The 12,995-nt window shown below is 70.9% G+C and carries 13 protein-coding genes; 9 read left to right on the top strand and 4 right to left on the bottom strand.

Annotated elements, in window-relative coordinates:
- The first annotated feature begins 1 nt into the window (after nt 1).
- Complete coding sequence (glk, locus tag GGQ63_RS14650; protein ID WP_183857104.1) at nt 2-1,039, top strand: glucokinase; 1,038 nt, start codon at nt 2-4, stop codon at nt 1,037-1,039.
- Nucleotides 1,040-1,046: 7 nt separating this feature from the next.
- On the opposite strand, the gene GGQ63_RS14645 is transcribed toward glk, so the two are convergent.
- Nucleotides 1,047-2,363: a bifunctional folylpolyglutamate synthase/dihydrofolate synthase gene (locus GGQ63_RS14645; protein WP_183857102.1), complete on the bottom strand. Its 1,317-nt coding sequence runs from the start codon at nt 2,361-2,363 to the stop codon at nt 1,047-1,049.
- Nucleotides 2,364-2,546: 183 nt separating this feature from the next.
- Between GGQ63_RS14645 and prmB the strand changes: the two genes are divergently transcribed.
- Complete coding sequence (prmB, locus tag GGQ63_RS14640; RefSeq protein WP_183857100.1) at nt 2,547-3,470, top strand: 50S ribosomal protein L3 N(5)-glutamine methyltransferase; 924 nt, start codon at nt 2,547-2,549, stop codon at nt 3,468-3,470.
- 9 nt (nt 3,471-3,479) lie between these two features.
- Here prmB and GGQ63_RS14635 read toward each other — a convergent pair whose 3' ends face one another.
- On the bottom strand, nt 3,480-5,807 hold the full coding sequence (locus GGQ63_RS14635) for a hypothetical protein (RefSeq protein WP_183857098.1): 2,328 nt from the start codon (nt 5,805-5,807) through the stop codon (nt 3,480-3,482).
- Nucleotides 5,808-5,995: 188 nt separating this feature from the next.
- On the opposite strand from GGQ63_RS14635, the gene rlmN reads away from it, so the two are divergent.
- Entirely contained in the window at nt 5,996-7,195 is a 1,200-nt protein-coding gene (gene rlmN, locus GGQ63_RS14630) for a dual-specificity RNA methyltransferase RlmN (protein ID WP_183857096.1), read from the top strand.
- A gap of 4 nt (nt 7,196-7,199) precedes the next feature.
- Here rlmN and GGQ63_RS14625 read toward each other — a convergent pair whose 3' ends face one another.
- Entirely contained in the window at nt 7,200-7,514 is a 315-nt protein-coding gene (locus GGQ63_RS14625) for a hypothetical protein (protein ID WP_183857094.1), read from the bottom strand.
- 297 nt (nt 7,515-7,811) lie between these two features.
- Between GGQ63_RS14625 and fabA the strand changes: the two genes are divergently transcribed.
- The 5 genes from fabA to GGQ63_RS14600 all read left to right on the top strand — a co-directional run bounded on the left by fabA (nt 7,812) and on the right by GGQ63_RS14600 (nt 11,231).
- A complete protein-coding gene (gene fabA, locus GGQ63_RS14620; RefSeq protein ID WP_183857092.1) occupies nt 7,812-8,339 on the top strand; it encodes a 3-hydroxyacyl-[acyl-carrier-protein] dehydratase FabA in 528 nt (175 codons plus the stop codon).
- Nucleotides 8,340-8,412: 73 nt separating this feature from the next.
- Nucleotides 8,413-9,636 (top strand): beta-ketoacyl-ACP synthase I, encoded by a 1,224-nt coding sequence (gene fabB / locus GGQ63_RS14615; RefSeq protein ID WP_183857090.1) that lies wholly within the window; start codon nt 8,413-8,415, stop codon nt 9,634-9,636.
- Between the two features lie 24 nt (nt 9,637-9,660).
- Complete coding sequence (gene fabI, locus GGQ63_RS14610) at nt 9,661-10,503, top strand: enoyl-ACP reductase FabI (RefSeq protein ID WP_246429798.1); 843 nt, start codon at nt 9,661-9,663, stop codon at nt 10,501-10,503.
- A 66-nt stretch (nt 10,504-10,569) separates the two neighbouring features.
- Nucleotides 10,570-10,812, top strand: coding sequence for a type II toxin-antitoxin system VapB family antitoxin (locus GGQ63_RS14605; RefSeq protein ID WP_183857088.1), 243 nt, complete (start codon nt 10,570-10,572; stop codon nt 10,810-10,812).
- Nucleotides 10,812-11,231 (top strand): type II toxin-antitoxin system VapC family toxin, encoded by a 420-nt coding sequence (locus GGQ63_RS14600; RefSeq protein ID WP_183857086.1) that lies wholly within the window; start codon nt 10,812-10,814, stop codon nt 11,229-11,231. The genes GGQ63_RS14605 and GGQ63_RS14600 overlap by 1 nt, the downstream gene beginning before the upstream one ends.
- An 8-nt stretch (nt 11,232-11,239) precedes the next feature.
- Here GGQ63_RS14600 and copM read toward each other — a convergent pair whose 3' ends face one another.
- Complete coding sequence (gene copM, locus GGQ63_RS14595; protein ID WP_183857084.1) at nt 11,240-11,653, bottom strand: CopM family metallochaperone; 414 nt, start codon at nt 11,651-11,653, stop codon at nt 11,240-11,242.
- 153 nt (nt 11,654-11,806) lie between these two features.
- Between copM and GGQ63_RS14590 the strand changes: the two genes are divergently transcribed.
- On the top strand, nt 11,807-12,910 hold the full coding sequence (locus GGQ63_RS14590; RefSeq protein WP_183857082.1) for a TRAP transporter substrate-binding protein: 1,104 nt from the start codon (nt 11,807-11,809) through the stop codon (nt 12,908-12,910).
- The last annotated feature ends 85 nt before the right edge of the window (nt 12,911-12,995 follow it).

The following is a 12,995-nucleotide window of genomic DNA, read 5'->3' as shown; positions in this document are numbered from 1 at the left end:
GATGACGATCGGTTCCGAACACGCCTTCGTCCCCTATCCGGTGCTGATCGGCGACATCGGCGGCACCAATGCGCGCTTCGCCCTCGTCCCCGACGCCACCGGCCCGGTGCACCGGTTCCCGGATGCGAAGACCGCCGACCACGCGACGATCGACGACGCGATCGAGGCGACGGTGTTCGGCGGATCGGCGCTGCGGCCGCGCTCGGCCGTGCTCGCGCTCGCCGGGCCTGTGCAGGGCGACAAGGTGCCGCTCACCAATTGCCCGTGGGTGGTCGAGCCGCGCCGGATGATCGCCCGGCTCGGCCTCGAGCACGTCGTGCTGCTCAACGATTTCGAGGCGCTGTCCCTGTCGCTGCCCTCGCTCGAGGCCGACGATCTCGTGCCGATCGGCGGCGGCGCGGCACTGCCGCAGGCGGCGCGCGTCGTGGTCGGGCCGGGCACCGGCCTCGGCGCGGCGGCGCTCGTCCACGCCCGCGGCAGCTGGATCCCGGTGCCCGGCGAAGGCGGCCATGTCGACCTCGCGCCGGTGTCGGCGCGCGACATGGCGGTGTGGCCGAACATCGACGAGCCGTTCGGCAGCGGCCGCTACCGGCGGATCGCCGGCGAGACGCTGCTTTGCGGGTCGGGCCTCGTCCGGCTCTACAGGGCGATCGTCGCCACCGACGGCGCGGCGGCGCGCTTCGACGACCCCTCCGAGATCACCGCGGCGGCGCTCGCCGCCTCGGACGGCCATGCCGAAGAGGCGCTGTCGCTGTTCTGCGTCCATCTGGGGCGCCTCGCCGGCAATCTGGCGCTCGCCTTCATGGCGCGCGGCGGCGTCTTCCTCGCCGGCGGCATCGCGGCGCGGATCGCCCCCTTCCTCGCCGGGAGCGGCTTCCGCGAGGCCTTCATCGACAAGGCGCCGCACCGCGCGCTGATGGACCGGATGCCGACCTCGGTGGTCGTCCATCCGGCTCCGGCGCTCGCCGGGATCACCGCCTATGCCCGTGCGCCGGAGCGCTTCGGCGTCGAGACGGAGGGCCGCCACTGGCGCCGGTGAGGCGGGCTCAGCGCGGCGGCGTGCCGTTCTGCGCGAGCACCGTGCCGGCGAGATAGAGCGAGCCGCAAATGAGCACGCGCGGCGCCGTGCCGTCTCCGGCCGCGGCGCGCACCCGGTCGATCGCCGCGGCGACGTCCTCGACCGGCTCGGCCGGCAGGCCGGCAGCCCGCGCGGCTTCGGCGAGCTCGGCGGGATCGCGGCCGGCGTCCGAGCCCTCGACCGGGACCGTGTAGACCCGCCCGGCGAGGCCGGCGAAGGGCCGGAAGAAGCCGACCGGATCCTTCGTCACCAGCATGCCGGCGATGAGCACCAGCGGCCGCGGCACGCGCTCCTCGAGATCGGCCATCGCCTCGGCGATCACCGCGCCGGCGCCCGGATTGTGGCCGCCGTCGAGCCACAGCTCGATCGGCCCGGCCCGCTCGGCGAGCCGGCCGGTGGAGAGCCGCTGCATGCGCGCCGGCCATTCGACGGCGACGAGGCCCGTCTCGACCGCTTCCGCCGGAAGGCCGAGGCCGGCATGACGCAGGGCCGCCACCGCCGTTCCTGCATTGGTGAACTGGTGCCGCCCGATAAGCCGCGGCGGCGGCAGGTCGAGCAGCCCCTGCTCGTCCTGGTAGACGAGCCGGCCGCGCTCGGCATGGGCGACGAAATCGCGATTGCCGAGGATCAGCGGGGCGCCGAGCCGCGCGGCGCGCGCCTCGATCACGGCCGCGACCGCCTCCGGCTGTGGTGCCGATACGACGGGGCGGCCGCGCTTGACGATGCCCGCCTTCTCGGCGGCGATCTCGGGCAGCGTCGCGCCGAGGAATTTCTCGTGATCGAACGAGATCGGCGTGATCACCGAGGCGAGCGGCGCGTCGATCACATTGGTGGCGTCGAGCCGCCCGCCGAGGCCGACCTCGATCAGCGCCACATCGGCGGGATGATCGGCGAAGAGGCGGAGCGCCGCGGCGGTGGTGATCTCGAACTGGGTGATCGGCGCGCCGGCATTGATCCGCTCGACGTCGAGGAGCGCCTCGGCGAGCGCATCCTCGTCGACGAAGCGGCCGCCGCCCGCCGCACCGAGGCGGATCCGCTCGTGGAAGCGGACGAGATGCGGCGAGGTGTAGACGTGCACGCTGCGGCCCGCGGCTTCGAGCATCGCCCGCATGAAGGCGGTGGTCGAGCCCTTGCCATTGGTGCCGGCGATGTGGATGACCGGGGGGAGCCGGCGCTCGGGATGGCCGAGCGCCGCCATCAGCCGCTCGACGCGTTCGAGCGACAGGTCGATCGTCTTCGGATGGAGCGTCAGAAGCCGCTCGAGAATGGCCGTGCTGCGTTCCATGACGCTCCTTGCCGTTCCGCCTGCCCCCGTTCTCGCCGCAAGCCCTCGCCTTTTTCGGCGCCGATCGCAAGAGGACGAACAAGAGGACGAAGAGGCGTGCGGCGCGCGCGGCGCCGTCGACAAGCGCCTCCGCCCCGGCTAGACGGGCGGCAGGAGCCGGATCGAACCGTGGGACGAGAACCGATGACCGCCGCCGACCGCCGAGCCGTCGAGACGCTCGTCACGCTGCGCGATGTGCTGCGCTATGCCGTCAGCCGCTTCCGCGCCGCCGGCCTCGCGCATGGCCATGGCGCCTCGGACGCCTATGACGACGCGGCCTTCCTGGTGCTCGAGGGGCTCGATCTGCCGATCGACCGGCTCGAGCCCTTCCTCGACGCCCGCCTGCTGCCCGAGGAGCGGGAGAAGCTCGTCGGTCTCGTCGCCGCCCGGGTCGAGACCCGCAAGCCGCTGCCCTATCTGCTCGGCCGCGCCTATATCCAGGGCTTCCGCTTCCGCGTCGACGAGCGGGTCATCGTGCCGCGCTCCTTCATCGGCGAGATCCTGTTCTCGGACGGTTTCGCCGGCGACGAGACCGGGCTGGTGCCGGACCGCGAGGCCGTCGAGACCGTGCTCGACCTCTGCACGGGCTCGGGCGCGCTCGCCATTCTCGCCGCGCATCTCTTCCCGAACGCGACCGTCGACGCGGTCGACCTGTCGCAGGACGCGCTCGCGGTGGCGGCCCTCAACGTCGCCGAGCATGGGCTCGCGGACCGCGTGTCGCTCCATCGCGGCGACCTCTTCGCGCCGCTCGCCGGCCGGCGCTACGACCTGATCCTCACCAACCCGCCCTATGTCGACGCCGAAGCGATGGCCGCGCTGCCAGCGGAATACCGGCACGAGCCGGTGATGGCGCTCGCCGGCGGCGAGGACGGGCTCGACATCGTGCGGCGCATCCTCGACGCGGCGCCGGACCATCTGACGGAGACCGGCGGCCTCCTCTGCGAGATCGGCACCGGCCGCGAGATCCTCGAGGCCGACTATCCCGACCTGCCCTTCCTCTGGATCGACACGGAAGAAAGCGAGGGCGAGGTGTTCTGGCTCGCGGCGGCGGATTTCGAGCCGCGCTGAGGCGGCCGGCTACTCCCGAACGGTCAGCCCGAGCGGGCAGCGGGTCCACGCCTCGCCCTTCCGGCTCAGGATTTCGAGCGAGGCGAGCGGCCCGAACGAGCCCGTCGCGATCCGCGCGTTGAAGCCGAAAGCCTCCTGACCGGCGAGGCCGAAATGGCTGCCGACATCGGGCCGGGCCGCCGGCTGCGTGGCGAACATCGTACGGCGTCCGTCCCGCCCTGTGACGAGGACATAGATCGCGTCGGGGGTCGCCGCGGCATCGTCGGCGAGCCGTGCCCAGCCGACGATATCGAACCGGCCCCTCCTGATCGACACCGTTCCGTCCCTTGGCGGCGCACCGTCGAGCGCGTCGACGACGCACGCCCCGCCGACCGGCGGATCCGAGGGCGGAGTGGTCGACGGCGTCGGCTCCGGAGGGGGCGGTGGCGCGCCGGCGGGGCTGATCGAGAGCGCGCTCATCCGTGCGACGACCGTCCGCCGCCACGCCCATTCGAGGCCGGCGGGCGCGGTCAGCCGCATCGCCGTGACCCGGGGAAGCGGGGCGGCGTCGCCCCGCGTGGCGAGCTCCGCGACATCGAACGCATCGCTGAAGATCGGCGAGAGCAGGAAGCCGCCGCGTCCGATCGCCGCGACATGGCGATAAGATCGCCAGCCATTTCCGTCGGTCCGCACTTCGAGCCTCAGCGGCCGGATCTTGTAGAAGAGGTCGAGCAGCCGGCCGGCGAGCGTCGGCCGGCTGTCGATTTCGACCCAGACCGGGCCGGCATCCGACGGCACCGCGATCTCTTCGCCGAGCGCCGCGCTGACTTCACCGAGCGGGATGTAGCGGGTGGCCGTGGGGTCCGGCCGCTTCCCGAAGACCGCGAAGTCCCCTTCCATGCGTTCAAAGCGGTAGCGGTCGAAGATCACCGGCCAGCTCCGCGCATCCTCGAGCGAGGGCAACCGGCCGTCGATCACCTTGAGGCGGACATAGAGCCGATCCGGGGCCGACGGGCCGGCGAGATGCTGCGCATTCCGTGCGGCGAGATCCACCGTGTAGGCCGAGTAACTCTGGATCACCGGGCGGGGCGACCAGTCGATCCCGTTCGCGATGAGGGCCGCGATCTCGACCGTCAGGACGTCCGCCGTCCCCTGTTGCTGCCGGAGCGATTCGGCGGCGCGAATGGCGGCGAGGGCGGCCTCGTAGTGCGGTGCATAGCCCTCCCCGAAACGGGTCGCGAGACCGGAAACGCTGTTCCGCGCCGTGCTCTGCAGCCGGGCCGCCATCGATCCGGGTGACGGGTCGACGACCTCGGAGACGATCGCGAGGAAGCCGGCGGCCGCCACGCCGACAAGGGGGAGCGCCACGATCGGCCGCATCCCCGCCGACAGGGCGAGGGCGGCGAACAACAGGTAGCCGCCGCAGATCGGCGCATGGCCCGGATGGCGGATGAAGCCGGCCTTGAAGGCGATGAAGAAGCCGCCGGCGACGCCGAGCGCGAGCAGCGCGTTCGGCAGAGCGGCGATCCGCCGGCCGAAGCCGGCCACCACCGCGATGACGATGAGGAGGGCGATCGCGCCATAGAGCGCCACGTGCCAGGCCGGGCCGTCTATGCCCATGGCCGGGCCGTAGCCGGAGATGATCGGGGCGAGGCCCGCGAAATAGCCGGGCAGGGCTTCGAGCGGCTGTCGTGCGCAGAGCCAGAACACCACCAGCGCGGCGAGCGCCGCGGTGAGGCCGAGGAGGGCGCGGCGCGGCGCCCGGTCGAGGGCCGCGACGAAGGCGAGCCCGCCGAGCAGCACGGCCGCCATTCCGAACGTGCCCTTGACGAGCGTGAGGAGTGCCGTCGCCGGGATCAGGAGCGCGATCGCCAGAGCCGCCAGCCGGCGTTCGCCCCGACCGGCCGCCGCGACAGGGCGGCAGACGAGCACCAGCAGCAGGAGCGGCACGCAGAGCAGATAGGCGTCATTGCGCAAGGCGAAGGGGAGGGCGAGACCGGCCAGGGCGACCCTTGCCCAGCCCCATCGTGTCCCGAGCGCCAGCAGACCCAGCCCGAAGGCGACGGCGAGGAGGGCCGTGCCGGCGAGCATCATCGTGTCGGTGGCCGGGTGGTAGACCTGTGTGTAGATCGATCCATAAGGGCCGAAGGTGAAGAGCACGTCGCGGCCGAAGACGAGACCGCGGGCGACCGCCTCGTTGATCGCGATCCGCCAGGACGGGTCGAGGCCGGCAGAGGGCATGGTCGGCGCGAGCGGGAGCGTTCCGGCGAGGACCAGCACGAGGCCGGCGATCGAGAGGGCCGCGCGGAACGCGAAGAGGAGCGCCGCCGCCGTTCCGGCGTGCGCCGCGTCGGCCACACCCCTCCTTGCCCTTGCCGTCATGACGCTCCCCCGATCTGCGGAGCGCGACCCTAGGGGCCGGGGGGAACCAGCGCAATCGCGCCGCGCCGCGAAGGGCTGATTTCCGCCGCTTCTTGTGCTAGAGGGAGGCGAGACCCCATGTGTGTCGCCGCGCGCCCTCGACCGCGGCCCCGTTCCGGATCAGCATGACCGCACTCGCTTCGCCTCCGGCGGCATCGGCCGCCATCGAACGTCCGTCGCTCGTCGGCCTCTCGCGCGAGGGCATCGGCGCCGAGCTCGCCGCGATCGGCGTCGAGCCGCGCCAGATCCGCATGCGCACGGCGCAATTGTGGAGCTGGATCTACCAGCGCGGCGTCACCGATTTCGCCGCGATGACCAACATCTCGAAGGACCTGCGGGCGAAGCTCGCCGATCATCTGATCGTCTCGCGGCCGGAGATCGTCACCGAGCAGATCTCGGAGGACGGCACCCGCAAATGGCTGTTCCGCTTTCCCCCGCGCGGCGCCGGCCGGCCGGTCGAGGTCGAGACGGTCTATATCCCGGAGGTCGGCCGCGGTACGCTCTGCCTCTCCTCGCAGGTCGGCTGCACGCTCACCTGCTCGTTCTGTCACACCGGCACGCAGCGCATGGTGCGCAATCTGACGGCCGAGGAGATCGTCGGCCAGATCCTGATGGCGCGCGAGCGGCTCGGCGATTTCCCCGATGCGACGACGCCGGTCGGCGCCGCCGTGCCGGCGGAAGGCCGCCTCGTCTCGAACATCGTGATGATGGGGATGGGCGAGCCGCTCTATAATTTCGAGCACGTCCGCGATGCGTTGCTGATCGCCTCGGACGGCGACGGCATCGCGCTGTCGAAGCGTCGGATCACGCTGTCGACCTCGGGCGTCGTGCCGATGATCGCGCGGGCCGGGGCGGAGATCGGCGTGATGCTCGCCATCTCGCTGCACGCGGTGCGCGACGATCTGCGCGACGTGCTGGTGCCGCTCAACAAGAAACACAAGATCGCCGAACTGCTCGACGCCTGCCGGGCCTATCCGGGCCTCTCCAACGCGCGGCGCATCACCTTCGAATATGTGATGCTGAAGGGCGTCAACGACAGCCCGGCCGATGCGCGGGAACTGGTGCGGCTGCTGAAGGGCATTCCGGCGAAGATCAATCTGATCCCGTTCAACCCTTGGCCGGGCACCGACTATGCCTGTTCGGACTGGGAGACGATCGAGACCTTCGCCGAGATCGTCAACCGCGCCGGCTACGCCTCGCCGATCCGCACGCCGCGCGGCCGCGACATCCTCGCCGCCTGCGGCCAGCTGAAGAGCGAGAGCGAGCGGATGCGGGCGCGCGAGCGGCTGGCGCTCGAGGCGATGGTCGCCGACGCCGCGGAATGAGCGCTCAGCGGCGCGACGGTTCGGTCGTGCCCTGGCTCGCCTTGCCGTTCTCGCGACAATAGCAGCTCCGGCCGATGATCTCGACGCGGCCGCGGCAGCTGGCGCCGAGCGTCGTGCGGCAGGTCGCCGGCCCCATTTGCGGCAGCTCCACCCCGGGCGTGACGATGCGCGGCCGGAGCGGGTCGGGCGACGGCGCGGGGTGCCGCGTCACCGAGGGCAGGTTGCGGCCGACCGGCGGGTCGAAGGATTGCGCAGCCGCCGCCGCGCCGAGCAGGGCGGCGCAGGCAAAGGCGAAAAGGCCGGCGGCGGTTCTCGTCATGACGGTTCTCCAACGGCTGCGCGGCGGGGCCGTTCCGCCCTTGCGCGGCGCGACCGAGGATGGCCGACGATGCCGCGCAGGGCGGCCCGATGGGAACAGATAGGGCCGCTCCGGGCCTGCCGAAAGGGGCGTCCGGCGGGACCGCGCCGCAGCGACGATGGCGGATCACGCGGTCTTTCGGGCGTTGGTATGCTGTGTTAGGAGTGGCCGCTCCGCCGCGCCGGTTTCGCGCGGCGGCCGTCGGACACGCCCGCCGCACGCGGTGGTTCGGGCGCTCACGAAAGGTATGACCGGGGAATGGCTGACCGCCCGTCCAGTTACGACTATGAAGCGCTGCTCGCCTGCGGCCGCGGCGAGCTTTTCGGACCGGGCAACGCCCAGCTGCCGCTGCCGCCGATGCTGATGTTCGACCGCATCACCTCGATCTCGGAGGAAGGCGGCGAATATGGCAAGGGCCATATCCGGGCCGAGCTCGACGTCAAGCCGGACCTCTGGTTCTTCGCCTGCCACTTCAAGGGCGACCCGGTGATGCCGGGCTGCCTCGGCCTCGACGCGATGTGGCAGATGCTCGGCTTCTTCCTCGGCTGGCTCGGTGCACCCGGCCGCGGCCGCGCGCTGTCGACCGGCGAGCTGAAGTTCTCGGGCATGGTGCTGCCGAAGGTGAAGCTCGTCGAATACGGCGTCGACCTGAAGCGGGTGCTGCGCTCGAAACTGGTGCTCGGCATCGGCGATGGCTGGCTGAAAGCGGATGGCGAGACCATCTATCGCGCCAAGGACCTGCGCGTCGGCCTGTTCCAGGGCGAGGCGCAGCCTTCCGCGGCCTGACGCCGCGGCGGATCGTGACGGCCGACGGCGCGCGGGACGCGCCGTTCCGGCCAGGACGAGAGGACAGGAACGGATGAAGCGGGTCGTCGTCACCGGGATGGGGATCGTCTCCTCCATCGGCAACAACACCCAGGAAGTGCTCGATTCGCTCTATTCGGCGAAGCCGGGCATCAGCCGCGCCGAGGATTATGCGAAGCTCGGCTTCCGCTGCCAGGTGCACGGCGCCCCCTCGCTCGACGCGTCGAGCGTGGTCGACCGCCGCGCCATGCGCTTCCACGGCGGCGGCACCGCCTGGAACCATGTCGCGATGGAGCAGGCGATCCGCGATTCCGGGCTCGAGCCGGACGAGGTGTCGAACGAGCGCACCGGCATGATCATGGGCTCGGGCGGCCCCTCGACGCGCACCCTCGTCGAAGCGGCCGACATCGCCCGGGAGAAGGGGCCGAAGCGGGTCGGCCCGTTCGCGGTGCCGAAGGCGATGTCGTCGACCGCCTCGGCGACGCTCGCCACCTGGTTCAAGATCAAGGGCCATAACTATTCGATCTCGTCGGCCTGCGCGACGTCCAACCACTGCATCGGCAACGCCTATGAGGCGATCCAGATGGGCAAGCAGGACGTCATGTTCGCCGGCGGCTGCGAGGAGCTCGACTGGACGCTGTCGGTGCTGTTCGACGCCATGGGCGCGATGTCGACCGGCTACAACGACACGCCGCAGAAGGCCTCGCGCGCCTATGACCGGAACCGCGACGGCTTCGTGATCGCCGGCGGCGCCGGCGTCGTCGTGCTCGAGGCGCTCGACCGGGCGAAGGCGCGCGGCGCCAAGATCTATGGCGAGGTGGTCGGCTATGGCGCGACCTCCGACGGCTACGACATGGTGCAGCCCTCCGGCGAGGGTGCGCAGCGCTGCATGCGGCTGGCGCTCGCCGGCGTCGGCGAGAAGGTCGACTACATCAACCCGCACGCCACCTCGACCGGGGTCGGCGACCTGCGCGAGATCGAGGCGATCCGTGCGGTGTTCGGCTCGGGCGACAAATGCCCCCCGATCGCCGCCACCAAGTCGCTGACCGGCCATTCGCTCGGCGCGACCGGCGTGCAGGAGGCGATCTATTCGCTTCTGATGATGCAGAACGGCTTCATCGTCGAAAGCGCCAATATCGACGAGCTCGATCCGGCCTTCGAGGACATGCCGATCGTCCGCAAGCGGATCGACGATGCGCGGATCGACGTCGTGCTGTCGAACTCCTTCGGCTTCGGCGGCACCAACAGCTGCCTCGTCTTCCAGCGTTACGCCGGCTGAGTGCGGCAGGGTAAGGAACCGGTCATGACGACGGTAGCGGGACTGATGACCGGCAAGCGCGGCCTCGTGATGGGGGTCGCCAACGATCATTCGATCGCCTGGGGCATCGCCAAGACGCTGCGTGCGCACGGCGCCGAACTCGCCTTCACCTATCAGGGCGAGGCCTTCGGCCGACGCGTCCGGCCGCTCGCCGACCAGGTCGGCGCCCGCCTGCTGATCCCCTGCGACGTCGAGGACATCGCCTCGGTCGACCAGGTGTTCGAGACGCTGAAGACGGAATGGGGCGGCATCGACTTCCTCGTCCATGCGATCGGCTTCTCCGACAAGAACGAGCTGAAGGGCCGCTACGCCGACACCACCCGCGCCAATTTCGTGCGCACCATGGTGATCTCCTGCTTCTCCTTCACCGAGATCGCCAAGCGCGCCGCGCCGCTGATGAATGGCGGCGGCAGCATGGTCACGCTCACCTATGGCGGGGCGACGCGGGTGATGCCGAACTACAATGTGATGGGAGTCGCCAAGGCGGCGCTCGAATCCTCGGTCCGCTATCTCGCCGCGGATTATGGCGGCGACGGCATCCGGGTGAACGCCATCTCGGCCGGCCCGGTGCGCACGCTCGCGGGCTCCGGCGTCGCCGATGCGCGGCTGATGTTCAACTACCAGAAGAAGAACGCGCCGCTCCGTCGCACCGTGTCGATCGAGGAAGTCGGCGGCAGCGCGCTCTATCTCCTCTCCGACCTTTCGGCCGGCGTCACCGGCGAGGTGCATTTCGTCGATTGCGGCTACAACATCGTCTCGATGCCCCGCCTCGACGAACTGAAGGTGCAGGACGCCCGCGCCGAACTCGCCGCCGAACCGGCGCAGTAGCGCTGGCGTCGGGCGGGGTGCGGTGCAAATATGCGCCTCCGATGAAGGTCTATTCGTGAGAGCGTGATGCCGCTCTATATCCGGGACGACACCGTCGCGACGCTGGCGCGCGAGGTCCAGAGGCTGACCAAAGCCGAGACGATGACGGACGCCGTCCGTCTCGCTCTGGTGAACGAGATCGAGCGCATCCACAGGCAAAGGCCCGCCGCCGAACAGATCGCGAAGGCCCTCGCCATGGCCGACGCCATGGGGGAGAATGCCCCCGATTTCGACTTCCGGACCTTTTCGGACGAACTCTGGGAGCGCTGATGTTCCTCGACGCATCCGCGATCGTCGCGATCCTCGCGCGCGAGGTGGATGCGGGCGCGCTCCTCGAACGCATCGAGGCGGCTCCGCCGCCGCTCTACGTATCTCCGCTCGCTCGGTTCGAAGCCGTATTCGGGCTCGCCCGTGCCAAGGCGAAGGCGCGCGCCGATCGGCCGGACCTGCAGATTGCGAACGCCGCGGCCGTCGTCGAGGCGGTTCTCTCGGCGCTTGGCGCCGTCGAGGTGCCGATCACGGACGAGATCGGCGCGGCCGCCATCGAGGCGGGCCGGCGATATGGCCGCGCGGTCGGCAGTGCTGCCGACCTCAATTTCGGAGACTGCTTCGCCTATGCCTGCGCCAGGCAACTCGGCGTTCCCCTGCTCTACAAGGGGCAGGACTTCGCGCAGACCGATCTGCGCTGACGCGTCCGCTATTGCGCGCCGCGTTGCTTCAGCCAGGCGCGCATCTCGGCGATCTCCTTCTCCTGCGCGGCGATGATCGCCTCGGCGAGCGCGCGGACCTTGGGGTCCTTGCCGTGCTCGAGCTCGATCCGCGCCATGTCGATGGCGCCCTGGTGGTGCGGGATCATCGCCTTCAGGAAATCGGTGTCGGCGTCGCCCGTGTAGTCGATCGCCATGTCGGCGTGCATGCGGGCGTTCGCCGCTTCGAAGGCGGCCGTCGCCGGATTGTTGCCGGCCGGGGGCATCGCCGGCATGGCGGCGTCTCCGTCCTCGGCCGGCATGGCATGGCCGGCGTGACCGCTGTGGGCCTCCTCCGCCGGGACGGCGACGGGGGCCGCGAAGAGGGCGAGGCTGGCGAAGAGCGCGAGGGACGGGCGATGCATGGCGGTTCTCCGGTTCTCGATCTCTTCTGGGAAGCCGATCGGGGCGCTCCGGTCAAAGCGAAAAATCGTGAGCTGCGGTGATCAACGGCTCCGCCGCGCTTTCGCCGTCATGCCCGCCTGCTCTATGATCCTGGATCACGGAGACGATCGGCGATGACTGGAAGAGGCGACGGCGCCAACCGGCGGACGGCGTTGCGGCTCGGCCTTCTCGGCGCGGCGGGAGCCCTCGCGGCCCCGGCGGTGGTGCGCGCGGATACGCCGGTGATCTGGCGCATGGCGACCGCCTGGCCGGCGGATGCGCCCGGGCTCGGCACCGCCGCCGCATCGATCGCGCAGACGATCGGCGTGCTGTCGGGCGGCCGGCTGAAGGTCGAGGTGCATCCCGCCGGCGTGCTCGGTCCGGCGATGCAGGTGTTCGACCTCGTCTCCTCGGGCGCCGCCGAACTCGGCCACGGCTCGCCCTATTACTGGCAGGCGCGCGACCCGGCCTTCAACTTCTTCACCGGCGTGCCCTTCGGCCTGACGGCGACGGAGCATGCCGGCTGGCTCGCGGTCGGCGGCGGTCAGGCGCTGTGGGAAAAGGCCTACGAGCCCTTCGGCGTGGTGCCCTTCTATGCCGGCAATAGCGGCGTGCAGGCGGCCGGCTGGTTCCGCCGCGAGATCCGCACCCCCGACGATCTGCGCGGCCTCGTCATCCGCATTTCCGGCCTCGGCGGCGAGGTGATGAAGCGGCTCGGCGCGACGCCGGTGCTGCTCGGCTCGACGGAGCTCTATGCCGCGCTCGATTCCGGCACGATCGACGCCGCCGAATGGATCGGCCCGTGGAACGATCTCGATCTGCGCCTCGCCCGGGTCGCGCCCTTCTACTACATGCCCTCCTTCCACGAGATCGGCGCGGCGCTCGAGCTGATCGTCGGTCGCAAGGCGCTCGACGGCCTGCCCGACGATCTGCGGCAGGTGATCGCGACCGCCACGCAGGCCGGCGCCGCGGCGACCACGGCGGCCTTCGCCGGCGGCAACATTCTCGCCTTCGACCGGCTGGCGCGGGAGAATGTCCGCGTCGCGCGTTTCCCCGAAGGCGTCGTGACGGCACTCGCGGAAGCCTCCGCCGCCGTGCTCGCCGACCTCGCGAAAGCGAGCCCGATGGCGACCGAGGTGCACGACGCCTTCATCGCCTTCCGGGCGCAGGCGAGCGCCTATGCCGCGGCATCGGAAGGCCCGGCGCTCGCCTGGCGCGAGGCGGCGATCCGCCGGTAGACGCCTCACATCCATCCGTCTCTTTCGTGCGGCGCGGCCAATGCCGCGCTGCGGGCATCTGCGGCGATCTCGCCCGGTTCTTCTC

It is taken from the genome of Prosthecomicrobium pneumaticum (assembly GCF_014199915.1).
GTDB classification, from domain to species: Bacteria; Pseudomonadota; Alphaproteobacteria; order Rhizobiales; family Kaistiaceae; genus Prosthecomicrobium; species Prosthecomicrobium pneumaticum.
Note: the sequence above shows the minus strand (reverse complement) of the source record. Positions and strands in the feature narration are given on the sequence as shown.